Genomic DNA, 23,918 nt, shown 5'->3' on the forward strand with positions numbered 1-23,918 from the left:
GGAGGGACGGGGAACGTGGAGGTCAGCGGGCGACGACGACCATGCCGTGGCCGTCGGGGACGTCCACGGTCACGTGGACGTAGCCGTTCTCGTGGGTGAAGGGCAGGTCGATCCCGTGGGGCTCCAGTCGCACGGCGGCCGGCGGGGCGTCCGACCTGACCGCCACCTCGGTCGACACCAGCGGGAACGGATCGCGCAGCAGGTCGATGCCCTCGATTTCGAGCGTGATCGGGCTGAGCCCCTCGGCCTGCCGCGACGGCAGGAAGCTCAGCAGGTGGACGATCCGCGCCGGGGGGGTGTCCACGACCACGGCCTCCAGGTGAGAGGGACCGCCGGTGCGTACCACCGGGTCGGGCAGGATCCGGCCGAACAGCTCGCGCAGCATCGCCAGGTACGCCAGCGGCGCATGCCTGCCGTACGCGGTGAATATCGGCGCGGCGACGACAGCGACGCGGTCCTTGACGACGGCCGCCGCGTAGCGGGAGGGCTCGGTTCCGGCCGGGGTGTAGTCGTGGCCGCTGAATGCGTCCCACGACCGGGGAAAGTACGGCTCGACCACCTCGTACAGCGCCTCGGCGCCGTGCTCGGGCAGCAGTCCTCGCACGGGCTCGTACATCGCGTACGGAAAGGCCTCGGGCCGGCCGGCCGGGCGAAGGAACGTTCCTGCCAGCGGCTCGCCCTCCGCCTGCGCCGCCACGCCGGGGAACGGCTGCCCGGCGACGAGCACCGCCCCGCCGCCCTCGGCGTACGCGATGACGTCCGGTGTGAGCGGCGTGCTCTCCGGTACGACGACCGCGCGATAGCCGGACAGGTCGGCGTCGGGGGCGAGCACGTCGAACTGGAGGCGGAGCTGCTGCAGCGCCCGGACCAGGCCGGTGCCGACGGGCCCGGGATCGTCACCGAGCGCCGGGTCCATCAGCACGGCCAACTCGCGCACGTGTGCGGCATCCTCCACGTGCGGCTCGCACCGCTTGAGGTAGGCGTAGGCATCCCCGATCAGCTCGTAGGTCTCGGGGTTGAGGCGCCCGCTGGGGTGGAGCAGGTCGCCGACGCCGGCCGTCAGGCCGTAGGCGAGCATCTGGGCGCACTCGTACTTCAGCGCCGCGGGGGGCTTGAGCCCTCCGTTGTCCCCCCAGCTCTTGTGGAAGCGTCCGGTGTGCGCGAGTGCGGGCACGCCCAACGGGCGGACGAACCGCGACACGTAGGGCAGGTAGCCGTACCCCCATCCCCCGGTCGGCAGCGCTTCGATCTCGACGTGCGATACATAGCCGACCTCCTCGCCGAGCGCGGTCTTGGGGCGGCTGTTGAACCACACGCTCATCGGCGCGTCGTCGGCCAGGTGCGGCACGATCATGTCCCGGTAGCGGGCCATGTACTCGTGGGCGACTTTGCGGGCGTACCGGTTCCGGTCCCCGGCGTCGGCCGGGTCGAGCCCAGCCCGGCGCATGCCGTCGACGGCCCACTTGGAGGCGCTGGGCTGGTCCCAGCACATGTCGATGAAGATTCCGTCCACCGTGCCGAAGTGGGCGAGCACGTCGTTCAGCTGATCGGCGAAGTAGTCCTGGTACGGACTCGACGGGTCGAGAACGTACCAGCCGGGGTCGAACCGTCCGCGCGACCGGCGCACCTGGCGGCCGTCCGCCTCCAGCGCGATCCACTCGGGGGCGAGTTCGGCGGCGTATTCGTCCACCAGGAAGCTCAGGTAGACGGGCGTGCGGATGCCGGCCCCGCGCAGTGCCTCGATCTGCTCGTCCAGGAGGTTCAACTCCTTGGCCAGGCCCGGGTGCCGTTCCGGCCGGTCGGTCTCGTAATACAGCAGTCCGTGGTGGCATTTGGCGAACAGGGTCACGCTCTCCGTGTGAGAGTCGACGAGCGTGCGGGCGAAGGCGTCCGGCTCGAAGGCGGTGCCGACCTCCGGCACCTGCGGGCCGGTGTGGAAGTCCAGATGAACGGTTCTTCTGGGCAGCATGAAGGAAGACCCCCGAGAGGTGAGGCTCAGTCCTTGAGCGCGCCGCTGGTCAGACCGCTGGTGATGAAGCGCAGACCGAACACGACGAGCAGGACGGCGGGAAGGGCGAGCAGGACGAGGCTGGCGCTGTAGCGCGCGCTGTCGGCGGGCGAGGCCGACAGGGCGTTGTGGAAGGTGGCGACGGCCTGCGCCGCCGTAGTCATCTCCGCCTTGGTGTTGAAGATCGAAGGCCACAGGAAGTCCTGCAGCGACCACATGAAGCACAGGACGGTCAGGTTGGTGATCGCCGGCCGGGCCATCGGCACGAAGACGTGCCGGAAGATCTGCAGGTGCCCGGCCCGGTCCACGATCGCCGCTTCCAGCAGCGCGTCGGGCACGTTGTCGGCGTAGTTGCGCATGAGCAGCACGCCGAACGGCACGGTCAGCGCCGCCTCCGGCAGCCCGACGCCGATGTAGGTGTTGAACAGGCCGAGCTCGTCGGTGACGTGGTAGAGCGGCACCAGGATCGCGGTGCCGGGGATGGCCAGGAACAGGATCGTCGCGTAGTAGAGCGCTTCCCGCCCGCGGAACTGGAGCTTGCCGAAGGCGTACCCGGCGGGCAGCGACACGGCCAGCACGACAAGCGTGTGAACGATGCCGTTGGCGAAGGAGTTCGCGTACGTGCGCCAGATGGGAACGCCGCCGAGCGGATCGGTGAACAGGGACGCGAAGTTGGCCAGGCCGCCGACCTTGAGGGCTTCGCTGACCGCCGAGTACACGGGAAACAGCCAGATCAGCGCCGTAACGGCCAGCATGACTTGCATGATGAGCCGGTCTCTGCGGCGGCGGGCCAGCAGGCCGAATCCGGTCGCGTCCGACGGGGCGGAGCGCTTCATGCCGATCATCGTGCGGTTCCCTTCGCCGTCTCTTCCGCGCTCTCTCCCGCGCTCTCTCCCGCGCTCTCTCCCGGGCTCTCCTTCGCGGCCGACGGCTCGGCGGCGGACGCGGCGTCCTCGACGCCGCCGGGTGCCTCCGGGTTCTCACGATCCCGCCGCCCCGGCCTTCTGGTCACGATCACCTGGACGGCCGATACCAGCAGCGCCACGATCAGGACGAGCACCGAGGCCGCCGAGGCGTACCCGATGGACGACCCGCCCGAGGTGACGAACCGGTAGGTGTAGGTGCCGACGATCTCGGTCGTGTCCTCCGGCCCGCCTCCGGTGGACAGCAGCACCACCTCGAACGCGCGGAACGAGCCGAGCAGCAGGGCGAGGATCACCGTGACGTGGGTGCTCCTCATCATCGGGTGGATGATCACCCGCATGATGTGCAGGGGGCCCGCGCCGTCGAGCACGGCCGCCTCGATGACGTCGGTGCGCAGGGCGGACAGGTCCGCGGTGTAATACATGATCGGCAGCCCGATCAGGTACGCGAACAGCCCGCAGACGGCGGCGAAGGCCCAGGCGGGCTCGGTGAGCCAATGCGCGGCCAGCGCGTCGAGGCCCACGGCACGCAGCGCCTGGTTGAGCGCGCCGTCCTGGTACTGCAGCATCCGCCCGAAGACGGTGGCGATCAGCGCGATCGGGGTCAGCGCCGGCACCAGGAAGATCGTGTAGTAAAGCCGTCGTCCGCCGATGCCGCTCGCCAGCAGCACCGCGATGACGAACGCGAGGGTGAGCGCCACCGCGATGCTGGCGGCCGCGAACAGCAGATTGTTCCTGATCGCGTGGAGGAACGTCTCGTCCTGCAGCAGCAGCCGATAGTTCTTCCACCCGACGTCGACCGCGTTGCGGAACCCGATCGAGACTTTGGTGAAGCCGGCGCCGACCAGGAACCAGAAGCTGTACGCGAAGTAGACCGCGTACATGAGGAACAGCGGGACCAGGAACAGGGCGGCAACCCGCCCCTCCCCCTTCAGCTTGCGCCGCATTCATGAACCTTCCGGTGGAGCCCGGCCGGGCGCGCGGTCAGATCGCGCCCGGCCGGCGACTGGGTCAGCTGAACTTGCCGCTGTCGAGGTCGTCCTGCATCTTCTGCGCGGCCTCGGCCGGATCGGCGCCGCCGATCACCGACAGCACGCCCTTGCCCACCTCTGCGGAGAACGCGCTGAGGTTGTTGCGGTCGCTGTGCGGGTTGGCGATGAGGTCCTGGACCGTCTTCAGGCCGGTCTTCTCCGCGTCGCTCTTCACCGACCCCTCGGGCGCGGTCCACCCCTGCAGCGCGGGGATCAGGCCCAGATCCTTGGCCCACTCGTTCACGCCCTCACCCGTGGTGATGTAGGCGATGAAGTCGGCCGCCTCCTTGGGGTATTTGGCGGTCTTCGGGACGCCCATCGTGACGTCGAGGAAGGAGCGCAGCGAGCGCGTGGACGGATCGCCGACAGCCGGCACCGGCATGGCGCCGACGTCCTTGAGGCCGATCTTGTTGGCCTCGCGGTAGGAGGGGGACAACAGGACCGAGTCCCATGTGCCGTTGAACAGGATCGCGGCCTTGCCGGTGGCGAACGCCTCCTCGGCCTTGGCGTAGTCAGCGTCGATCATGTTCTTGTCCAGGCCGCCATCGGCGTAGATCTTCTGCAGGTCCTTCAGGCCCTGCACGTACGACGCGGTGTTCCACTGGCCGTTGTTGTAGCGGACGTTGTCGAAGAAACCCTTGTCGTTCTGGCCGACGAGGGTGAGCAGGAACTCGTCCTGGAACCACGAGTCGGTGCCCGCGGGCATCGCGGCGACCGACACGCCCGGCTTCTTCTCCTTCAGCGTCTTGGCCAGCGCCGCCATCTCGGCCCAGGTCTGCGGCGGCTGCACGCCGAGTTCGTCCAGCATCTGGGCGTTGTAGTAGCCCACCGCCGAGCCGGACATGCCGAGCGGGACCGAGTAGAGCTGCCCGTCGCTGTAGAGCTTCTTGTTCTGTGTGAGAGCGAGCGGCTGGAACTTGTCCATGGTGCCGGCCGGCATGTCCTTCTGCCAGGACGAGACCGGCAGAAGCTGGTCCTTGATCTGGTCGGCGAACAGGTTCGGCTGCACCGCGAGGACGTCGATCTGCTCGCCACCGTTCAGCGCGAGGGGCACCTTGGCCTTGAAGTCGTTCTGGGCGATCTCGGTGTTCTTGACGGTGACGTTCGGGTGTGCCTTCGTGTAGGCGTCGATGGCCCGTTGCATGGCCGTCTTACCGGGGGCGCCCGTCCACGTCCACAGGTTCAAGGTCGCCGGGCCCGACGCCGAACCGCCGGCCGACTCGTTCGTGGCGGGTTCCGAGCCGCCGCCACCGCACGCGGTCACCAGCGCCAGAGCGCCTCCGGCCGCCAGTAGGGCGAGTGCTCGCCGGTTGATGCTCATGGATTCCTCACAGGGGGTTGGACCACTTGAGACAGCGCGAGGAAATTGCCCCGATGACTTCCCGGCGCAGCAGAGTTCTACCTTCGCATGACCTGCATGTAAAGGGACTGTTACGAGATATTCATCCAACAACCTCCGGTCAGACGAGGCGATGAAGATCGAAACACCCCGAGGACTAGCCGAGATTGGTCCGATGACTTAAAGTACCCATGACCACTAGATGGAGGATGCATGACCGAGGACCAGCGCGCCGGAGCGAGTCGCCCCGCCGTCTCGTGGGCACTGCGCCAGATCCTCGATCTCATCGCGAAGGGTGCGTTCGGCCCGGGGCAGCAGTTGCCCGTCGAACGTGACCTGTCCCTGCAGCTCGGGGTGTCCAGGGGATCGATCCGCGAGGCGATGAGCGCGCTCGTCGCTCTCGGGCTGGTCGACCCGCGGCAGGGCGCGGGTGTGTTCGTCACCGCGCTCGAACCCGACCAGCTGATGTCCGGGCTCCGCCTGGTGCTGCCGATCGCCGACGAGACTCGGTGGGCCGAGCTGCTTGAAGTGCAGGCGGTGCTCGAGAGCGCGGCGGCGGCACGGGCGGCCGGCCTTGCCGGGCCGGACGGAGTCGCGGAGCTGACCAAGCTCGCGGCCGAGGTCGCCGCCGCCGGCACCCCCGGCGAGGCGGCGGAGGCGGACCGCGAGTTCCACAGCGGACTGTGCCGCCTGGGCGGCAATGGCATGCTGAGGGCACTGGCCGACGCGTTGTCGGGCGTGAACGGCCGGCTCGCCGTGTGGCAGGCCGCCTGGGAGCAGGGCCGCGAGCACCTGCTGCAGGACCACGACATGGTGATCTCCGCCGTCGAGCGGCACGACGCCGACGCCGCGCGGGCCTGGGTGCTCACCCACGCTGCCCGGGGAGTCGCCGCCCGCAGGAACCCCGGTCCGGCCCCGAAAATCAGGAAGCGGCGGCGGCACGCGGACGTGGAGGAGGAGGCGCCGGCGCGGGAGACACCCGCCTGGTTCCGCGACGCCAAGCTGGGCGTCATCATCCACTGGGGGCTCTACTCGGTGCCCGGCTGGGCTCCACTGGACGAGTCGCTGCTCGAGCTCCTCGTCGACGAGGAAACGCAGCCGCGCGGCACCGACGAGCCCGACCCTCTCGTCGTCCATCCGTTCTCCGAATGGTACGAGAACGGGCTGGCCATAGAGGGCAGCCCGACCTGGCACTACCACCGCGCGACCTACGGCAGCATGCCGTACCGGCAGTTCCGCGGGCCGTTCGCGAACGCGCTCGACGACTGGGACCCGGCCGAGTGGGCGGACCTGTTCGCCTCCTCCGGCGTCCGGTACGCCGTCCCCGTGGCCAAACACCACGACGGCTACCGGCTGTGGCCCTCGGCCGTACCGCATCCCGATGATTGGACCGCCTCCCGTGACGTCGTCGGCGAGCTGGCCCGGGCGGTACGCGAGCGCGACATGCGCCTCGGCGTCTACTACTCCTCCGGGCTGGACTGGTCGTTCGCCAACCTGCCCGTGCGCCGGATGGCGGACGTCCGGCACAGCTGCCCGCCTGGACCGGAGTACGCCGCCTACGTGGACGCGCAATGGCGCGAACTCATCGACCGCTACCGGCCCGAGATCCTCTGGAACGACATGGGCTACCCGGGCGACCCAGCCGCCCTGTTCCGGGACTACTACGAGAAGGTGCCCGAGGGCCTCGTCACCGACCGGTTCTGGTCGGGGACCTACGACGTCGCGACGCCGAACCTCGCCCGCCGTCACGTCGTCGACTCTCGCCCCTGGGAGATGGCCCGGCCGGTCGGCATCTCCTTCGGGTGGAACCGGCAGGAAGGCCCCGAGCACACGCTCACGGGACCGCAGCTCGTGCACCTGCTGCTCGACGTGGTGAGCAAGAACGGCAACCTGCTGCTCGGCGTCTCCCCTGACGACCGCGGACGCATACCGCTGTTGCAGCAGCGGGCCCTGCGCGAACTCGGCGCCTGGCTGAACGTGCACGGCGAGGCGGTGTACGGCACGCGTGCCTGGACCACTCCCGAGTCGGCGACGCAGGATGGTGTGGCGGTGCGCTTCACGGCCAAGCCGGACGCGCTCTACGCCCACTTGCTCGGCCCGGCGGCCGGGGAGACCGTGATCACCGGACTGCATCTGCCGGCCAGGGCGAAGGTCCGCGACCTGTCCACCGGCGCGCTCGTCCCCGTGTCCCCGGGGAGGAAGGGCAGTGTGCTCACCCTGCCCGCGCCGTCGCCCGGCGACGCGTCGTCAAGCACCGCTGCCCGCGTGCTGCGCATCACTCCGCTGCCGTAGCTCGCCGACAGCCGGGACTGTAGTCCGGCGCGCGCTTGCCGGCCGCGCAGGAGACGCGGTGACGGTGGGGACCTCGCGCCAGTCAGTGCGCACTGAAGACGAGCCTGCAACCCCTCGAATCCGGTGACACGCTGGCCATACATCTGTCACCGGACGGCACGGTCCGGGAGGGCGACTCTTGATGACACCTGGGTGACGCACCAGAAAAGCCACAATCGCCTTATTCAGCCCGCGGTACCCAGTCATTGAGATCGGTTACTCCGCACCGCCCAGAGTCGAAACCCGTACAGTGGCGCTCCTGGCCATGTAACTGCGCTCGCGAGACAGTGGAACCCCCGCTCCCATTGCCGATGCCTCAGGTGCCATGAGCCGCTTCGAAGATCACGTGCCTCGTCTCCCCGGCCACCCTGTGCGAACAGACAAGATGGCACGAGGACGCGCCCCATGGCGATATTGGATATCCGCGCCTCTCGTCTTCACTGCGCTCTTAGGACTCGTCACACTGGCCTGCGCCCTGTTTCTTCCCCGCTATGTCCTCGCATGGGACCTGGGCACCGCCAAGCCACCGGACGACTACGCCGCCGCAGTGAACGGCATACGAACCGCCCTGCTCCAAGGAGTCGGTGGTTTGGTACTGCTGATCGGCGCCTATCTGACCTGGCGTCAACTACAGCTCAGCCGTCACGGGCAGGCCACCGAGTCCTTTGCCGCTGCTATCACCCACCTGGGCGATTCGAACCTGGACGTCCGCCTCGGCGGCATCTACGCTCTCGAACGCATCTCCCGCTCCTCCTCAGACGATCGTCGGTCTATTTCGGAGATCCTGTCCTCGTTCGTCGGCAACCGCAGCCGCGATCCTCAACGAGGTGCCGGGCACGCGCGGCAGGCCAGCACGCTGCATGGCAGCGATGTCAACCTTTCGCTCCGCGCCCCTGACATCCACGCAGCGCTGACTGTGCTCGGCCGCCGGGCCCCGATCCGAGGTCAGGTGCTCTTTCTCGACCGTCTGGTCCTTCCCAAGGCCAACCTCGCCTCCGTTCGACTCCGGGACGCGGATCTCCACTTCAGCGACCTGACAGAGGCTTCCCTCATCGGAGCCGATCTAACCCGAGCGGATCTCACCGGAGTAAGACTGGCTGGGACGAACCTCATTGACGCCGTTCTCTACCAGTCCGACCTACGCGACGCCGCCCTGACCGGGGTCATCGCGGAGGGCGTTGACCTTCGTGGAACAGATCTGACCAGGGCCGACCTGCGAAATGCCAACTTACGCGGCGCTCGCATGGACTACGCCGACCTTCGCGAGGCCACGCTCACCGGCGCCGACCTGACAGGCGCCTCGCTGAAACGAGTGGTCTTCGACGAGAAGACCAAATGGCCCAAGGGCTTCGACACCTCACGTATCAAGCCAACGCGCCAACGGAATCTCCCACCCATCAGTCCCCGCACCTACGATGAATTCGCCGTCCCAAAGCTAGCCGCCAAGAAAGGCCGGCCATCGGGGTCCACGTAATCTGCCGATGATCACGCCGCGCGGGGATGCTCGACGAGTTCACCATCGCACTCGACGGCGCATCGGCGATGCCGGCCGATGTGCCCCTTTCCTCAGCACTGACCAGCCGCTGCACTTGACCACTGGTCAAGCAACGCCATCAGTGCAGAACGCAAGACGATCGTGGTCCCCGGAATGTCGAAAGGGCCGACCCGATGTTTCGGATCAGCCCTCCGCAGCGGAATGATTACGTCATGTCACCGCGTGGAGCGAGGTGCGCCGGTGGGGTTGTGGCTGTTGTGGCCGTGGCCGGCCTGGTGGGCGTGCAGCCGGCGCCAGGCCTGGGAATGGGCGGCTCCCATTAAGGCGTAGCCGACAATTCCGATACCCAGGGTGGGGCAGGGAACTCGTCGTCATGCGAAAGGCCCGTCACTACCTCTGCCCCGGAGTCAGGACGTGTCGGGTCCGGTCCCCGGTCCAGGCCGCTTCGAGGATCGCGGTCAGGCTGGCGGTGTCGGACGGACCCGGATGGTTCTGGATCAAGCGGGTGACGCCACTGGCCATCTCCGCGAAGCGCGGGAGGTCGGCGCGTGCCACGCCGATGTCCGCCAAGGTGGCAGGGATGCCGATGTCGGCAAGGAGCCCGTCGAGCCAGGTGAGGAACGCATCTGCGGCCTCGGCATCCGAGGCGTCGGTCACGTCGAGCCCGCACACCCCGGCGAGGATGGCCAACCGGTCGCTGATGGCATCCTTGGCCGCGTCCAGCGCGTAGGGCAGCAGCAGCCCGACGCCCAGGCCGTGCGGCGTGTGGGTGGCTGCGCCGATGGGGTACTGGAGGGCGTGCGGAGCCGCGGTGCCTGCATGGGCGAATGCGAGCCCGGCCAGCATGGACCCATAGGACATGTCCGCGCGCGCGTCCTTGTCGCCTCCGTCCCTGACGGCACGGGGCAAGCTGCGGGCGATCCGCTCCGCGGCCAGGAGCGCGTAGTGATCGGTGATCGGGTTGCGGCCGAGGAAGACCTGCTCCACCGGGTCGCACGGTCCGTGGGCCCGGGGTCGCGCGGTGTAGCTCTCCACCGCGTGACAAAACGCGTCGATGCCGGAGTGGGCAGTGACGGTCGCAGGGCAGGAGTAGGTGAGCTCGGGGTCGACGATGGCGAAGTCGGGCACGATGTGGACGCTGGACACCCCCACCTTCAGCTCGCGGTCCGGGTCGGTCAACACCGAGACGGGCGTGAGCTCGGAGCCGGTGCCTGACGTCGTCGGGACCGCGACGAGAGGAATCGTCGGCCCCGGCACCTTCGACTCGCCGTAGAAGTCGCGCGGCGTCCCACCGTGGCGCCGGATGACGCCGACGATTTTGCCGAGGTCGATCACCGTGCCACCCCCGATGGCGAGGATCACGTCGGCGTCCACCTCTGCGGCGACCGAGACGGCCAGGGCGACATCGGAGAGTGGCACGTCCGGAGTCGCGTCGGCGAACACCCCGACGACTGCGACCTTCTCCCGCACGGCGGCCACGATCTCGGCCACGCCCGGCTGCCCCAGAAGAACCCGGTCGGTCACGACGAGGACCCGCGAGCCGCACTCGGCCACCACTCGTGGGATGTTCTGCGCGACCCCTTCGCCCACTATCAGCTGGCGTGGTCCGCGGACGGTCTCAAGCATGTCGGTGCCTCTCTGGAACGTCGGCGGTGATGTGCTGGGCGGACGTCCAGGTCACCTGCGAGACCGGGACGGCGTCGGCAAGGTTGGCTGCCGGGTGGCGGGGGCGCGCGCCGGGCTCCCGGCCTCGGTCGTGCCCGGGCGCCCTCGGGTCCATCGCGACGAAGACGTCGCCCTTGGCGGGCGGATCGGTCGGGTCGAGGGTCCCGCGGGCATCGTCGCCGAGGGCGGTACGAGTCAAGGTCGCGACCAGCACCTCGATCGTGAGCCTGAGGGCGTAGCCTTCGGGACCGCCGAAAGGGCTGATCGCCCCATCCCCCGCCGCGGCCGCGTCTGCGGCGCGCACACCGGCGGAGTCGACGGCGTCCCCCGGTGCCGGCGGATTCGTGCCGGCCATGGCCCGGGTCCCGCCCCACGGGTGGAGGCCGGTCAGGTCATGTGTGCACAGGGCACGGTGATCCTCGGCGGGCCCCCGGAGCAGCAGGCCGGTCACGGTAGGTCGATCGCCGCGTAGGTGACGTCGAGGTACTCAAGGATGCCCTCGTGCGACCCCTCCTTGCCGATCCCGGACTGCTTCACGCCTCCGAACGGAGCCGACGGGTCCGAGATCAGACCACGGTTGATGCCGACCATTCCCGTCTCCAGCCCCTCGGTGAACCGGAGCGCCCGCTGGAGGTCACGGGTGAAGACGTAGCCGACCAGGCCGTGCTCGGTGTCGTTGGCCTTCGCGATCACCTCGTCGTCGGATGTGAACGAGATGATCGGCGCCACCGGGCCGAAGATTTCCTCCTCCAGTATCCGCGCGTCTTCGGGCACGTCGACGAGGACCGTAGGCGGGTAGAAGTGGCCCTGCCCGTCCGGACGCTCGCCGCCCACCAAGACACGGGCGCCGCGATCGACCGCGTCGGCGACGAGCTCGTCGATCTTGGCGACCGAGGCCTCGTCGATCAACGCCCCGACGTCCACGCCGTCGTCGAGACCATGGCCCACCGAGAGTTCGCCCATCCGCTCGGCGAAGCGCGCGGTGAACTCCTCGCGCACCGGCTCCTCGACGTAGATTCGGTTGGCCGCGATGCAGGACTCCCCGATGTTGCGCATCTTGGCCACCATGGCACCGTCGAGCGCGACGTCCAGGTCCGCGTCGGCACACACGATCAAGGCCGCGTTGCCGCCCAGTTCCATGGAAGTGCGCAGCACGTTGTCCGCCGCCTGTCGTAGCAGCACGCGCCCGACCTCGGTCGACCCGGTGAACGAAAGCTTGCGAGTCCGACGGTCGGCCAGCAGCGCCGAGACCACCTCGCCGGAACGCTTGGTCGTCACGACGTTGACGACGCCCGGGGGAACGCCGACCTCCTCCATGATGCGGGCCAGGAACAGCATGGTGAGTGGCGTCTGGGCGGCCGGCTTGGTGATCGTCGTGCAGCCCGCCGCCAGCGCAGGAGCGATCTTGCGGGCACCCATGGCCAACGGAAAGTTCCAGGGCGTTACGAAGACGCACGGTCCGACCGGCTTCGGCACGGTGAGGATGCGATATCCACCATTGGGAGCGGTGTTGTAGCGCCCCTCGACGCGCACCGCCTCCTCGGCGAACCAACGGAAGAACTCGGCGCCGTAGGCCACCTCTGCCCGAGCCTCGGCGAGCGGCTTGCCCATCTCGAGCGTTATCAGCCGGGCGACCTCCTCGGATCGCTCGGTCAGTGCCCGGTACGTCGCGGTCAACAACTCTGACCGTCTTCGCGGCGGGGTCGCCGCCCACTCCGCCATCGCCTTGCTCGCCGCGTCCAGAGCGGCGAGCCCGTCGACGACGCCGGCGTCCGCCACCTCGGCGATGGTCTTGCCGGTGGCCGGATCCTCGACGACAAACGTGGCTCCGCTGGCGGCGTCGCGCCAGGCGTCGCCGATCCGGAGCCGCCGGTGCTCGGGGGCCAGGACGTTCATCGGGTCACTCATTGCGTCGCCTCCTGTGATGTTCTTGGTGATGTCCAGCGTGACCTCGGCGATCGCGCCACGCGCGTTGACGAACGGGTCACACGACCTCGTCGGAGCCGAGGTCGCCGAGCGGGTCGAACGTGGCCTTGGCCCTGGCCGCAGGGCGACGCCCCGCGCCACCGATCGCCTTTCGGGCCATGGCCGCGTCAGTGTCGTCAGGCCGTGCTCACCGGTGACGGTCCGCCGGGGATCGATCTCGCCACGTGCGGGCGCAGGTCGACGTCGCCGCCCTGTGCTGTTACCTCCCGGGCGGTTACCTCCCGGGCGGTTACCTCCCGGCCTCGGACAACGCCAGCCCGGTGCCCACGTCGAACAGGTGCGCACGGTCCAGGTCGACCGTCACCTGCAGCCGCTCGCCCGGCGTACCGGTGAAGGTGGGTCGGGCCTTGACCTTGAGGATCTCCGTCCCCACTTGGACGTCGACCACCGTCCGGTCACCGAGCGGCTCAAGGCCGTAGAGCTCACCCGGCAACGACGCGTCCCCACGCCGTTCGACGGACAGGTCCTCCGCGCGCAGGCCCAGCATCAGCGGACGGCCGTCCTCAGCCGTGGTCCAGCGGGGCCGCGGCAGCGTCCAGCCTGCCGCCCCGACCAGCTGACCTGCCTCGGCGTGGCAGGCGAGCAGGCTGATCGGCGGGCTCCCCACGAATCCCGCGACCCACTGGTTGGCCGGACGCTCGTACACCTCGGTCGGCGTGCCGACCTGTTGCACCTTTCCCTCCTTGAGGACCGCGACCTGGTCGGCCATGGACAGCGCCTCGACCTGGTCGTTGGTCACGTAGATGAACGTCGCTCCGAGGCTCCGGTGGATACGGGTGAGCTCGGTGCGCATCTCGACGCGGAGCTTGAGGTCGAGGTTCGTCAGCGGCTCGTCCATGAGAAACGCGCGCGGGCTACGGACCAGCGCCCGGGCCAGGGCGACACGCTGCATCTCACCGCCCGACATCTGCGCCGGACGACGCTGCAGCAGACGTTCGATGTGCAGCAGGCTCGACATCCGCTCGACGGCAGCGGCGATCTCGCTCGAAGAACAGCGGCGTGCCCGCAGCGGCGAAGCGATGTTCTCGTACGCCGTGAGTTTCGGGTAGAGGGCGTAGCTCTGGAAGACCATGGCCAGGTCGCGTTCGGCCGGGGCGTCACCGGTCGCGTCCCTCCCGTCCAGATGCACCGACCCGGCGTCGAGCTTCTCAAGGCCGGCGATCGCTCGCAGGGTCGTCGTCTTGCCCGCCCCGGAGGGCCCGAGCACGACGAAGAACGAGCCGTCCGGCACGTCCAGCGTCACTCCGTCCAGGGCCTGGACTTCACCGAAGGACTTGCACAGCCCGTGCACTGCCACGGTTCCCATCAGGCCACCAGCTCTTCCGTGCTCACGTCGTAGACCGGCGGGGGTCCGCCGATGTGCCGCAGCCCGACCGGTGCGTCAGCGGCGAAACGGACAGTCGGTGGCATCCGAACCCGTACGTCGCGCTGGCCGCCGTGGTCGACCACGTAGATGATTTCGTCGCCCAGCCACTCCGCCGAGACCACGCGGGCCGGGACCGAACCTTCCGCCCCTGGTTCTGTGACTTCCAGCGCCTCCGGCCGGACGCCTGCGACCAGGCGACGGTCGCGCGGCAGGCCCGGCGGTGGCGTGAGGACCAGTCCGCCCTGACCGCGCAGCTTCCCGTCGGCCACCTCCACCTCGATCAGGTTCATCGGCGGGGAGCCGATGAACGCGGCGCAGAAAAGACTCGCCGGACGGTCGTAGACTTCCAGCGGCGTGCCGATCTGCTCGACGCGGCCCTTGTTGAGGATGGCGACTCTGTGACCGAGCGACATCGCCTCGACCTGGTCGTGGGTGACGTAGACCATCGTCGTCCCCAGCTCACCCTGCAGGTGCTTGATCTCCGTGCGCATGTCCGCCCTCAGCTCCGCGTCCAGATTGGTGAGCGGTTCGTCCATGAGGAATGCGCGCGGTCGCCGCACCAGGGCGCGAGCGAGCGCGACGCGCTGCTGCTCCCCGCCGGACAGCCGGTGCGGTCGTCGGTCCAGGAGCGGACCGAGCCGCATCAGCCGGGCCGCCTCGTCGACCCGCTCCTGCACCTCCGCCTTGGGCAGTCCCTCGGCCCGCAGTGGGAACGCCAGGTTGTCGCGGGTTCTCAGATGCGGGTAGAGAGCGTAGAACTGGAACACCATGGCGATGTCGCGCTCGCCGGGCGGCAGGTCGTTGACCAGCGTGTCGCCGATGCGGATGTCGCCCGACGTCTGCCTCTCCAGGCCGGCTATGGCCCGCAGCGTGGTCGTCTTGCCGCAACCCGAAGGGCCGAGCATCACGAACAGCTCGCCGTCGCCGATGGACAGGTCCACGTGCTCGACTGCGACCGTCCCGTCCGGGTAGCGCTTGTGCAGGGAGGTCACCTCGATGCCCGCCATCAGCGTCGCACCGCCCCGAGCGTCACACCGGCGACGAGGTGCTTGCGCACCAGGTAGGCGAAGACGAGCACCGGCAAGGCGAACACCACGGAGGCGGCGGCCACGAGACCCCAGTCCACAGTGGTTCCACCGATGAGGCCGGCGATGGCGGGCGGGGCCGTCCGCACGCTGTCGCTGGAGGTGAGGAAGATGGCGAACACGAACTCGTTCCACGAGAAGATGAGTGCGAAAACCGCCGTCGCGGCGATGCCGGGCAGGAGCAGGGGAAGGGTGAATTTCCAGAACGCCTGCAGGCGGGTGTAGCCGTCGAGCATGGCGGCATCCTCATACTCCGCGGGCACCTCGTCGACGAACCCCTTCATCATCCAGATCGTGAACGGGACGTTGAACGCGGTGTAGATGAGGATCAGGCCGAGCTTGTTGTCGATGAGTCCGACTTGGCGGTACATGAGGAAGATCGGAATCACGACCACCACGGGCGGCATGAAGCGGGTGGACAGGATGAAGAACAGTTGGTCCTTCTTGGCCTTCACGGAGAAGCGTGAGTAGGCCCAGGCCGCCGGGACCCCCAGCACGGTGGCCAGCGCCGTGGAGGCCCCGCCGACCACGACGGAGTTGAGGAACGAGACGGACAAGGCCGAACGACCGCCGCCGGAGCCGGCGAACACGTCTTTGAAATGGTCCAGAGTGACCTTGAAGTCGAAGAACTTGGCCGGGATGGCGTAGACGTCCCGGTTCTCCTTGATGGACGTCTCGATCATCCACAGCACCGGAAAGAGCATCACGACGGCCAGCACGGTCAGCAGCGCGACCTCCAGCACGGAGCGGCCCCGGCCGCCACGGCGGCGCGTGGAGGGCGTGTGATCCCGGCCAGGACCTGTGGACACGGCCTCGTCGACGGAGACGGCCATTAGTCCTCCTTGAGCTTGTTCAAGTAGCGCAGGTAGAGCTGCGTGAGGACGAGGACGATGAGGACCATGAGGATCCCGTACGCCGAGGCGGTTCCGGTGTTGAAGCCCAGGAACGCGACCTTGTAGACGTGGAACGACAACGTCTCGGTGGAGACCCCCGGACCTCCGCTTGTGAGGATGTAGACGAGGTCGAACAACCGGAAGGCCTCGATGGCCCTGAACAACACGGCGATGAGGAGCAGCGGCCACACCAGTGGAAGAGTGATGGTGCGGAACCGGAACCACTCGGACGCCCGGTCGATCGAGGCGGCCTCGTACAGGTACTTGGGAACCGCGGTGAGGCCCGCAAGTGCGATGAGCATGATGAACGGTGTCCATTGCCAGGTGTCGACCACGATCAGGGAGAGCAATGCCGTTCGCTGCTGGGTGAGCCACTCCACCTGCCCGAGGCCGAGCGAGCCGAGCATGCTGTTGATCACGCCGAACTGCGCGTCGAGCATGAATCGCCAGAACAGCCCGACCACGACCGGCGACAGCATCATCGGAACCAGGAACAGAGTGGTGAGCACTCCTCGCCCGTGCGTGCGCCGTGAGATCAGGTAGGCGATGGTGAAACCGAGCACGGTCTGCAGAACGACCGCGCCGACCACGTAGATCAACGTCGTCAGGGCCCTCAGGTGGACCTGCGCCGAAGCCAGGATGGCGGTGTAGTTCCCGAACCAGACGAAATTGGCCGGCCCCCCGCGGGTGGCCGAGTAGTCGGTGAAGGACAGGTACAACGCCCACAGCAACGGGAACACCGACATCGCGAGCAACAGCAGCAGCGCCGGGGAGATGAAGGCCACGGCGAGCCAGCGGTCGCTCAAGCGGCGGGACCGACCCGGTGCAGGCGGCGTCGCGGACGCCACCTGCCCGTGGTCGATCGTCAGAGGGACGGGGTCACTCACAGTCCGCCGCCGCCCTTGTGACCGCTGGAGTCGAGCACGCTCTGCTGCTCCTTGGCGATGTCGTCGAGCGCGTCCTTCGGCTTCTTCGCGCCGTTGAGAGCCGCGTTCACGTTGGTGTTCTCGATGTCGACGAGGCGCGCGTACTCGGGCACGTTCCACATGTCCCGCATCCGCGGAACCGAGTCGGCGTACACCTTGTTGAACGGCCCGGCATTGAGGAACTCGGGCGACTGCAGGGCGTCCGTACGCGCTGGCACGCCACCGGCGGCGGCCCACTTCTTCTGGATGTCAGCCTGCTCGAACCACTTCATGAAGTTCAGGGCCTCCGCCTGGTTGGCCTTGGAGGAGTAGGCCGACACGTGCATCCCCATGCCGCCGAGAGGCACCAGGTTCGTCTTCTGGCTCGGCAGGGGCGCGAAGCCCAGCTTGTCGAGAATCTGCTCCCGCGTGGTGCCGAGCGTCGACTGCTTCGGGTCGAGCAGGCCACCGCTCGCGGCGATCCAGTTGAACGCGATGCATGCCTTGCCCTGGGCGACCGCCGCGTTCACCTCGTCGATGAACCAGTTGCCGGAGCCCTTGGCGGTCAGCGGCTTCATCTTGTTGACCAGGACGTCCATCGCCTCCTGGCCCGCGGCGTCGTTGAGGACGCCGTCGATCTTGCGCGTCTTGGCGTCCCAGAGGTTGCCGCCGTAGACGCCGTTGACCGTGTTGTAGGTCACGGCCGCGGCGTCGGAGCCGTTGGCCTGGTGGAACGCCAGCCCGCTGACGCCAGGGTGGTCCGCCTGGCACTTCTCGGCGACTGAGATCATCTCGTCCCACGTCTGCGGTGGCTTGTCGCCGATCAGGTCCTTGCGGTAGATCATCGTCCAGGTGTCGCCGAGCAGCGGCAGTCCGTACAGGCTGGCGTTTTCGTCGCGCTTGCCGGTCTCCGCCTGGGGGTACTGGCCGTAGGCCGCCAGGAGGTACGGGTTGTATGCCTTGACATCAATGTTCTTCTTGACGAAGTCGGTGATGTCGAGGATGTTGCCGTTCGTCACGGCCTCGCCGATGTGCTGCGAGTCCAGGATCGGGATGTCGAAGTCGGTCTTGTGCGCTGCGAACTGGGTGAACATCGCGTCGTGCCAGTTCGCGTTCGGCACGGTCTTGACCTTGATGGTCACGTTCGGCCGCTCCTTGGTGTACTCCGCGTTCGCGAAGTCTTCCAGCGCGTGGGCGGGCGGCCAGTCGAACCAGATGAAGCTGAGGGTCAGCGGGTCCTTGGTGAGCTCCGGGATGGTCGCCGGCGCCTTCGGGGCGCTCGCCTGCGTGCCGTCGTCCTGGCCGCAAGCCGCCATGGTCGTGGCCACCAACATGGCCGCCGTCGCCAGCCGCACGTTTCGACCGGTAATGGACAGTCGGCCTATTCGCTTGGGAGACCGCATCTTCTTGCCTGCTTTCTGGGGGGGGCTTCTGGAGCCTTGCTGCGTGCTTCGCCGAGCAGTTGCTGGGGGGTGTTCAGGCGTGTTGCCGGCTGTCGCAGGGGCTGACCCGCAGACCGGCGTCACGGGTACGCCGCGACGTAATGGGGCTTCAAGCAGTCGAGAAGTCCTTCGGTCCTTACCGGCCCGGTGGCGAATCGAGTAGGACGTCGAGCATGCTCATAAGAGCTCCAACTGATCGAAGCGGAGCGATTGCGGGGGTTTCCGCGATGGGTGAAGGATGGCTGGCATCCGCCACCTTTCCTATACGATCCGATTGGGGGCGTCAACACTCTGCAGCGTTGCGACCGAAATCAACAGGTTCCCGAAAACGTAAGAAAGGACCTCACGTCACGATGGACGACGAAGCGATGATCGTGCGGCGCCGTGAGGCCATGACGGGCGGAACGCCGCCGAGAAGATCTCGCGGCCGGCTTGCCGACGAGGTGTACGACACGCTGCTCGGACAGCTGATGTCGCTACGGATCGAGCCCGGCTCCCGCGTCACGATCGACGCGCTGGCGCGAGAGCTGGGGGTCTCGCAGACGCCGATCCGAGACGCTCTCAACCGCATGGAGGCCGAGGGCCTGGTCGTGCGTGTGCCCCATGCCGGCTATCGCATTCCCCCTCAAATCACCCGTCACCGATTCGAGGACATGCTTGAGCTCCGCCTGCTCCTCGAGCCGGCAGCGGCGCGCAGAGCCGCCGAACGCGCATCCTCGGAGCAGGTGGCCGGTCTGCGGCGGATGCTGGAGGAGATGGCGGAGCTGGAGGGGGGCAACGGGCTCATGGCCTATGGCGCCTTCGGGCTACGCGACGCCGCTTTTCACGATCTCGTCGCCCTGAGCGCGGAGAACCAGGTCATCCGCGAAGCGCTCGCTCGCCTGCACACGCACGTGCACCTGTTCCGGCTTCTCCACGACACCCAGGTCACCCACTTGGCCATGGCCGAGCACGAAGAAGTCCTGGTCGCGATCGCCGCGCGTGACCCCGACGCCGCCGCCTACGCCATGCGCCGGCACATCCTGCTGTCCGGCGAACGGTTCCGGCGATTGTTCGACGAAGTCAAGGGTTCGGACGGAATGACGGTAAAGGCTTGACGGGCGGGCTTGGCCGGGGAATGCTGACTCAACCGGATCGGATCGGATCGGATCTGATCCTCTCACCCGCCTCAGATACGAGGAGAAGCAGGTGCCCAGAGCGCTGCTCCTTACCGGCGACGCCGCCGAGGAGCTCGACACCATGTATCCCTACTATCGCGTGCAGGAGGGCGGCTGGGACGTCGACGTCTCGTCACGGACGATGCGTGACGTTCAGCTGGTCATCCACGAGTTCGACCCGAACTCCGACGCCTACGTGGAGAAGAACGGCCGGAAGCTGCCGGTCGACGTGCCCTGGGCCGAGGTCGACGTCGAGCGCTATGACGCCCTCATCATTCCTGGGGGACGTGCCCCCGAGTGGATCCGGGTCGACGCCGACGTCAGGCGCATCACCGAGCACTTCTTCGCGCGCAACCTCCCGATCGCGCTGGTGTGCCACGGCGCGCAGGTGCCGGCTGTGTACGGGCTGCTGAAGGGCCGGAAGACGGCGTGCTTCCCTCCCATCACCGGTGACATGGAGAACGCGGGCGCGACGGTCATCGACGCTCCCGACGTCGTGGACGGAAACCTTGTCTCCTGCCGCGGCTGGCCCGACATGCCGCAGTTCGGCAGGGTGATGATGGAGGTCTTCTCGAAGTCCATCAACTCCGCCTCGGCATGAGCACACCTGGCCTGTCCCGGTGACGGCTCTTCGGACCGTCACCGTCGGCGGCTCCCCCGTCCACGTCCTGGAGAGCGGCACGGGGCCCGCGGTGCTGATGCTGCACGGCTCCGGACCCGGTACGACCGGATCCGGAGCCTGGGCGACGACGGCAGAGGCGCTGGGCACGTCCTGGCACCTGGTGGCTCCCGACCAGGCGGGGTTCGGCCGTACGCCGATCCCGGCGGGCTCCAGGGGTGGGCTCCGGCTGTGGACGGAGCAGGCCGCGGGCCTGATGGATGCTCTCGGTGTCGAGCACTACGCCGTGGTGGGTCACTCCATGGGCGGTGCCGTGGCGCTGGCGTTGGCGGCCGCGCGTCCCCAGCAGGTCACCCGTGTCGTGGCGGTCTCGACGATGGGCGCCCCCGGGGCGCCGCTGTCCGCCGAGCTCGACGCGCTCTGGGCCGCCCCCGCCGGCCCGGTCGGGGCACGAGACATGTTGAGTCGCCTCGTCTTCGACCAAGCGCTCGTGACCGAGTCGGCCGTCGCTGCCCGTGCAGCTGCGATGCAAGCGGGGGCGGCCGCATACGCGTCGTTGTTCCCTCCACCCAGGGCACGTTGGGCCGACGATCTCACCCTCTCGGCGCAAACGCTGGCAGGGATCCGCGCGCCCGTGCTGCTCGTCCACGGCGCCGAGGACCGAGTCACCCCGCTCGGGACGGCGGCCCTGCCCCTGCTCGAGCACCTGGCCGATGTCCGTCTGCACGTGCTCGGCCGATGCGGGCACGTGCCGGCGCTCGAGCACCCGCACGACTTCAGGCGACTCCTGTCGTGCTTCCTCGGCCGGGAACGAGGTCACTGATCGCTGCGACAGGTCCGCAGCCCGTGCTCAAGCAGATCAGCATGAAGCAGGCGTGAGCCGCGCAGAAGCTAGTGCCGCAGCAGGGACCCGAGCCATGACGAGGCAGTGGCCGAGGTCATCGCTCGACATGGTCGCATCGGCATCCTCGTGGACAACGCCGGACGTAGCCACGTCGGTGCCGTGGAGGAAACCGGCGAGGCCGAGCAGCGGGCCCTGTTCGAGGTCCACTTCTTCGGCCCCGCCCGCGCTGACCCGCGCCGCCCTGCCCCAACTGCGGGCACGGTGGTCCGGCGCGATCGTGCAGGTCAGCAGCATGGAAGGACGATTGTCGTTCGCGGGAATCTCCGCCTACAGCGCGACGAAGTTCGCACTCAAAGGCTTCTCCGAAGCGCTACGGGCCGAGGTCGCCCCATCGGGCGTAACCGTGCTCATCGTCGACCCGGGCAACTTCCGCACCGGACTGCTCGCCGCGTCCGGCAAGAGATTGAACGAGACCGAGGGTCGCGCACGGCGCCGGCGGGCAGCTCGCTGTCCTTGAACCGGGCCGCGCCTGGCCTGGCGTGACATCGGGTCATCCCGGCGACGTGGGCGCGTACGACCCTTTTGCCTAATTCTGGTCGCGTCGGACTTCCACGCCCCGATGATCCAATCCGGATCGGTCGGCCCGATCACCTTCGGCCCCCAGTACCGAGGTCGCCGCAGGCCGGAGACACTGCGCCAGATCCCGCCTCCGGGCCTGAGGGTCCGGCCGGGTCGTGAGCAGCACGCCGGGTACGTACAATCAGATCGCGTCGGGGTGCTGTTCGTGGACATGCTGGGCTACGACCCCGCCCGCCGGGTGGACCCCGACCGCGCGGTGGAGGGGTTCCTGCGCGCGATGGCCGTCCCCGGCGAGCACATCCCCACCGGCCCGCATGATCGCCTGGTGTTGTACCGGTCGGCAGGCCGAAAGCCGCAGCCTCTGCGCGGTTCCCTACCGAGACAGTGCCCTGCGCTGGCTGGACACCGAACTGGCCAACCTCACCGCGACCATCGAGCACGCCGCCACCGGCACCTCCCATCACCAACGCGCCCTAGCTGCTAGCGGGTCAGACGACGGCGGCGCTCCAGCCGAACTGTTCGAGGCGGTGCCGGGCGACCTCGATCTCGGCTGCCGTGAACAGTTCCGCGAACCTCGGCTGCACGACCAGAGCCTCGACCGTGAGGTCCAGCCGGCCGCGCTCCCACAGGGCCGCGAACCCGTCGGACACCGCCGGCGAGCGGAGCAGCCTGCGGGCCGTCGCCAGGCTGCCATGCTCGGCCAGCATGCTGAGGTAGTAGGAGGCGTGATAGTTGGCCTCGCTCCGCGTAGACGGATCGCATCGCGGCGTCGAACTCCGCGTGCACGCCACTGCTCGCCGAAGTGGGCGGCGCGACCGGCTCCTGCGGCGCCTGCTCGTTCCCCGCCGCCATCTCGTTGCGGCGCGTGGCGTAGCCGAGCAGCGCGTCCACAGAGGTGAAGACCTCGTACCCCAGCTCTTCCAGCCTCGGCAGGTCCGCCACCTCGGGGTCGAGCTCCAGGACGACCGGCTTGCCCTGGCCAGGCTGCAATCCGTCGGACCAGAACGCCTCGGCCATAGCCAGCGCCCGGCCACTCGCGGGGTCGGCGATCTCGCTGTCCAGCGCCGGCTCGGCGTAACCCAGCCGCACCAGCTCCTCGATCATCGCCTTGAATCTGGGCGGTTCGTACGTCGTCCTGCTCGTCGGCAACGACGGCAACCGCGTGATGTTGCGCAGTAGCCAGTCCAGCGAGAATTCGAAGCCCTTCGCCTGCCACTCGTTCAGATGGTCGCGCATGACCTGTCGCGCCGGCGCCACTGCGCGCAGATTTTGGCCGGGGCGAGATCACCCTTGGAAAGAGCGGTTCCCCCCGAGTTGACCCGGTTGAAGATGCCGACGACGACGTCGACGTTCTTGTCCGGGCCGGTGATCTTCTCCTCGTGGAACTCTCGGTTCTCCAGGTTCTTCAGCTTGTTCAGCCGCGCGATGTAGGTCGGCTCCCGCGGCGAACAGCTTCTCCTGCCGATCGAACACGTGGGGGGGTCCTTCCTCGCCTGATCTCTGACGCGGTTGCTCCTGATAAGCATCTGAAGGACGCGTGGACGGATCGTAAGGTTTGCGCTCAACCGCCGGTTGAGACTCCTGCTATCCAGGAGAAGACAACGATCCCGAGCACCACGCGGACCATCGGCGTCCTTACGATTACTCCGTGTAACCTCCTGACCATGACGACCGCCGATCGAGCCAAGATCCTGGAGCTGGTCCGCAATCGCCCTCTGCTCGCAGCGGAGCTTCTCGGGGACGCCCTCGCCGAGGATGGTGAGCCGATCGATGCGGAAATGCTCCGGCGGCGGTTGGCCCGTCTGGAACTCGCGAGCACGGACGCGCCCACCCACCGCCGGGGAATCACGGCCGACGCACACCTGCCGGATGCCGAGTTCGAGGGGTTGATCGCGTTTCTGCATGCCCGCATCGCGGAGGGCTTGGACCAGGCGCACAGGGCGGCGGACGCCGGGGAGCCCGGCTGGCCCAAGGCGGAGCGGGATCTGGCCGCGAAACGGGACCGCGTAGATTTCATGGAGTCCGTGCTCGTCAACGAGCTGTACCTGGCGATCGAGGAGCACGCCCAGGCGGAGCACCTGCTGAAGCTGGAGGCATCGGCGTACGACTGGCACGACGAACTACCGGTGACGTCCCCTCGAGTGGTGTAACTCCAAGCTGTTGATGCAAGCCCCGGACATGGGGCGAGCCATCGTGTGACGGTCAGCGAGTTCCCGACCAAAGGTTCTCGCGGAGGACACCACACGATGG

22 protein-coding genes are annotated in these 23,918 nt (G+C 68.2%); 7 read left to right on the top strand and 15 right to left on the bottom strand.

The window, feature by feature from the left end:
- Positions 1–22 precede the first annotated feature (22 nt).
- The 4 genes from HHX35_RS41440 to HHX35_RS41455 all read right to left on the bottom strand — a co-directional run bounded on the left by HHX35_RS41440 (position 23) and on the right by HHX35_RS41455 (position 5,283).
- A complete protein-coding gene (locus HHX35_RS41440) occupies positions 23–1,969 on the bottom strand; it encodes an alpha-amylase family protein (protein ID WP_182904073.1) in 1,947 nt (648 codons plus the stop codon).
- 26 nt (positions 1,970–1,995) lie between these two features.
- On the bottom strand, positions 1,996–2,844 hold the full coding sequence (locus tag HHX35_RS41445; RefSeq protein WP_182904074.1) for a carbohydrate ABC transporter permease: 849 nt from the start codon (positions 2,842–2,844) through the stop codon (positions 1,996–1,998).
- 5 nt (positions 2,845–2,849) lie between these two features.
- On the bottom strand, positions 2,850–3,878 hold the full coding sequence (locus HHX35_RS41450) for a carbohydrate ABC transporter permease (protein ID WP_182904075.1): 1,029 nt from the start codon (positions 3,876–3,878) through the stop codon (positions 2,850–2,852).
- Between the two features lie 64 nt (positions 3,879–3,942).
- Entirely contained in the window at positions 3,943–5,283 is a 1,341-nt protein-coding gene (locus HHX35_RS41455) for an ABC transporter substrate-binding protein (RefSeq protein WP_182904076.1), read from the bottom strand.
- 231 nt (positions 5,284–5,514) lie between these two features.
- On the opposite strand from HHX35_RS41455, the gene HHX35_RS41460 reads away from it, so the two are divergent.
- Both HHX35_RS41460 and HHX35_RS41465 read left to right on the top strand, forming a co-directional pair.
- Complete coding sequence (locus tag HHX35_RS41460) at positions 5,515–7,593, top strand: alpha-L-fucosidase (protein ID WP_182904077.1); 2,079 nt, start codon at positions 5,515–5,517, stop codon at positions 7,591–7,593.
- A gap of 628 nt (positions 7,594–8,221) precedes the next feature.
- Positions 8,222–9,106, top strand: coding sequence for a pentapeptide repeat-containing protein (locus HHX35_RS41465; protein ID WP_182904078.1), 885 nt, complete (start codon positions 8,222–8,224; stop codon positions 9,104–9,106).
- 411 nt (positions 9,107–9,517) lie between these two features.
- Here HHX35_RS41465 and HHX35_RS41470 read toward each other — a convergent pair whose 3' ends face one another.
- The 8 genes from HHX35_RS41470 to HHX35_RS41505 form a co-directional block, all read right to left on the bottom strand.
- Positions 9,518–10,753, bottom strand: coding sequence for an iron-containing alcohol dehydrogenase (locus tag HHX35_RS41470; protein WP_182904079.1), 1,236 nt, complete (start codon positions 10,751–10,753; stop codon positions 9,518–9,520).
- Positions 10,746–11,243, bottom strand: coding sequence for an Ldh family oxidoreductase (locus HHX35_RS41475; protein ID WP_182904080.1), 498 nt, complete (start codon positions 11,241–11,243; stop codon positions 10,746–10,748). Before HHX35_RS41475 ends, HHX35_RS41470 begins: the two co-directional genes overlap by 8 nt.
- On the bottom strand, positions 11,240–12,700 hold the full coding sequence (locus HHX35_RS41480; RefSeq protein WP_182904081.1) for an NAD-dependent succinate-semialdehyde dehydrogenase: 1,461 nt from the start codon (positions 12,698–12,700) through the stop codon (positions 11,240–11,242). Before HHX35_RS41480 ends, HHX35_RS41475 begins: the two co-directional genes overlap by 4 nt.
- 307 nt (positions 12,701–13,007) lie before the next feature.
- On the bottom strand, positions 13,008–14,084 hold the full coding sequence (locus HHX35_RS41485) for an ABC transporter ATP-binding protein (protein ID WP_182904082.1): 1,077 nt from the start codon (positions 14,082–14,084) through the stop codon (positions 13,008–13,010).
- Positions 14,084–15,151 carry an ABC transporter ATP-binding protein gene (locus HHX35_RS41490; protein ID WP_182904083.1) on the bottom strand — a complete coding sequence of 356 codons (1,068 nt, stop codon included), beginning with the start codon at positions 15,149–15,151 and terminating at the stop codon, positions 14,084–14,086. Before HHX35_RS41490 ends, HHX35_RS41485 begins: the two co-directional genes overlap by 1 nt.
- Positions 15,151–16,062 carry a carbohydrate ABC transporter permease gene (locus HHX35_RS41495; protein WP_182904084.1) on the bottom strand — a complete coding sequence of 304 codons (912 nt, stop codon included), beginning with the start codon at positions 16,060–16,062 and terminating at the stop codon, positions 15,151–15,153. Before HHX35_RS41495 ends, HHX35_RS41490 begins: the two co-directional genes overlap by 1 nt.
- On the bottom strand, positions 16,062–16,928 hold the full coding sequence (locus HHX35_RS41500; RefSeq protein WP_220506509.1) for a carbohydrate ABC transporter permease: 867 nt from the start codon (positions 16,926–16,928) through the stop codon (positions 16,062–16,064). Before HHX35_RS41500 ends, HHX35_RS41495 begins: the two co-directional genes overlap by 1 nt.
- A 77-nt stretch (positions 16,929–17,005) precedes the next feature.
- Positions 17,006–18,382, bottom strand: coding sequence for an extracellular solute-binding protein (locus HHX35_RS41505; RefSeq protein ID WP_220506510.1), 1,377 nt, complete (start codon positions 18,380–18,382; stop codon positions 17,006–17,008).
- Positions 18,383–18,822: 440 nt separating this feature from the next.
- On the opposite strand from HHX35_RS41505, the gene HHX35_RS41510 reads away from it, so the two are divergent.
- The 3 genes from HHX35_RS41510 (at position 18,823) to HHX35_RS41520 (ending at position 21,068) form a co-directional block, all read left to right on the top strand.
- Positions 18,823–19,566: a GntR family transcriptional regulator gene (locus HHX35_RS41510; protein WP_182904087.1), complete on the top strand. Its 744-nt coding sequence runs from the start codon at positions 18,823–18,825 to the stop codon at positions 19,564–19,566.
- A 91-nt stretch (positions 19,567–19,657) separates the two neighbouring features.
- Positions 19,658–20,227, top strand: coding sequence for a DJ-1/PfpI family protein (locus HHX35_RS41515; RefSeq protein WP_041952814.1), 570 nt, complete (start codon positions 19,658–19,660; stop codon positions 20,225–20,227).
- Positions 20,228–20,246: 19 nt separating this feature from the next.
- Complete coding sequence (locus HHX35_RS41520; protein WP_182904088.1) at positions 20,247–21,068, top strand: alpha/beta fold hydrolase; 822 nt, start codon at positions 20,247–20,249, stop codon at positions 21,066–21,068.
- 36 nt (positions 21,069–21,104) lie between these two features.
- On the opposite strand, the gene HHX35_RS44370 is transcribed toward HHX35_RS41520, so the two are convergent.
- The gene (locus HHX35_RS44370) at positions 21,105–21,383 is read right to left on the bottom strand and encodes a hypothetical protein (protein WP_259405898.1); all 279 of its coding nucleotides are present in this window, start codon (positions 21,381–21,383) and stop codon (positions 21,105–21,107) included.
- Between HHX35_RS44370 and HHX35_RS44375 the strand changes: the two genes are divergently transcribed.
- The gene (locus HHX35_RS44375) at positions 21,367–21,606 is read left to right on the top strand and encodes an SDR family NAD(P)-dependent oxidoreductase (RefSeq protein WP_310739664.1); all 240 of its coding nucleotides are present in this window, start codon (positions 21,367–21,369) and stop codon (positions 21,604–21,606) included. The genes HHX35_RS44370 and HHX35_RS44375 overlap by 17 nt on opposite strands.
- 550 nt (positions 21,607–22,156) lie before the next feature.
- Here the strand turns inward: HHX35_RS44375 and HHX35_RS41530 are convergent.
- The gene (locus tag HHX35_RS41530; protein ID WP_182904089.1) at positions 22,157–22,375 is read right to left on the bottom strand and encodes a hypothetical protein; all 219 of its coding nucleotides are present in this window, start codon (positions 22,373–22,375) and stop codon (positions 22,157–22,159) included.
- 513 nt (positions 22,376–22,888) lie between these two features.
- Positions 22,889–23,194 carry a hypothetical protein gene (locus tag HHX35_RS41535; protein WP_182904090.1) on the bottom strand — a complete coding sequence of 102 codons (306 nt, stop codon included), beginning with the start codon at positions 23,192–23,194 and terminating at the stop codon, positions 22,889–22,891.
- Between the two features lie 138 nt (positions 23,195–23,332).
- Here HHX35_RS41535 and HHX35_RS41540 point away from each other — a divergent pair, with 138 nt between their 5' ends.
- Positions 23,333–23,818, top strand: coding sequence for a hypothetical protein (locus HHX35_RS41540; RefSeq protein WP_182904091.1), 486 nt, complete (start codon positions 23,333–23,335; stop codon positions 23,816–23,818).
- Positions 23,819–23,918: the final 100 nt, after the last annotated feature.

The organism is Microbispora sp. H10830 (assembly GCF_014161375.1).
GTDB classification, from domain to species: Bacteria; Actinomycetota; Actinomycetes; order Streptosporangiales; family Streptosporangiaceae; genus Microbispora; species Microbispora catharanthi.

Coding starts and splice junctions, on each gene's coding strand:
- HHX35_RS41440 (WP_182904073.1), bottom strand. CDS start 1,969: ATGCTGCCCAGAAGAACCGTTCATCTGGACTTCCACACCGGCCCGCAG.
- HHX35_RS41445 (WP_182904074.1), bottom strand. CDS start 2,844: ATGAAGCGCTCCGCCCCGTCGGACGCGACCGGATTCGGCCTGCTGGCC.
- HHX35_RS41450 (WP_182904075.1), bottom strand. CDS start 3,878: ATGCGGCGCAAGCTGAAGGGGGAGGGGCGGGTTGCCGCCCTGTTCCTG.
- HHX35_RS41455 (WP_182904076.1), bottom strand. CDS start 5,283: ATGAGCATCAACCGGCGAGCACTCGCCCTACTGGCGGCCGGAGGCGCT.
- HHX35_RS41460 (WP_182904077.1), top strand. CDS start 5,515: ATGACCGAGGACCAGCGCGCCGGAGCGAGTCGCCCCGCCGTCTCGTGG.
- HHX35_RS41470 (WP_182904079.1), bottom strand. CDS start 10,753: ATGCTTGAGACCGTCCGCGGACCACGCCAGCTGATAGTGGGCGAAGGG.
- HHX35_RS41480 (WP_182904081.1), bottom strand. CDS start 12,700: ATGAGTGACCCGATGAACGTCCTGGCCCCCGAGCACCGGCGGCTCCGG.
- HHX35_RS41485 (WP_182904082.1), bottom strand. CDS start 14,084: ATGGGAACCGTGGCAGTGCACGGGCTGTGCAAGTCCTTCGGTGAAGTC.
- HHX35_RS41490 (WP_182904083.1), bottom strand. CDS start 15,151: ATGGCGGGCATCGAGGTGACCTCCCTGCACAAGCGCTACCCGGACGGG.
- HHX35_RS41495 (WP_182904084.1), bottom strand. CDS start 16,062: ATGGCCGTCTCCGTCGACGAGGCCGTGTCCACAGGTCCTGGCCGGGAT.
- HHX35_RS41510 (WP_182904087.1), top strand. CDS start 18,823: ATGGACGACGAAGCGATGATCGTGCGGCGCCGTGAGGCCATGACGGGC.
- HHX35_RS44370 (WP_259405898.1), bottom strand. CDS start 21,383: ATGCTGCTGACCTGCACGATCGCGCCGGACCACCGTGCCCGCAGTTGG.
- HHX35_RS41530 (WP_182904089.1), bottom strand. CDS start 22,375: ATGCTGGCCGAGCATGGCAGCCTGGCGACGGCCCGCAGGCTGCTCCGC.
- HHX35_RS41535 (WP_182904090.1), bottom strand. CDS start 23,194: ATGCTTATCAGGAGCAACCGCGTCAGAGATCAGGCGAGGAAGGACCCC.
- HHX35_RS41540 (WP_182904091.1), top strand. CDS start 23,333: ATGACGACCGCCGATCGAGCCAAGATCCTGGAGCTGGTCCGCAATCGC.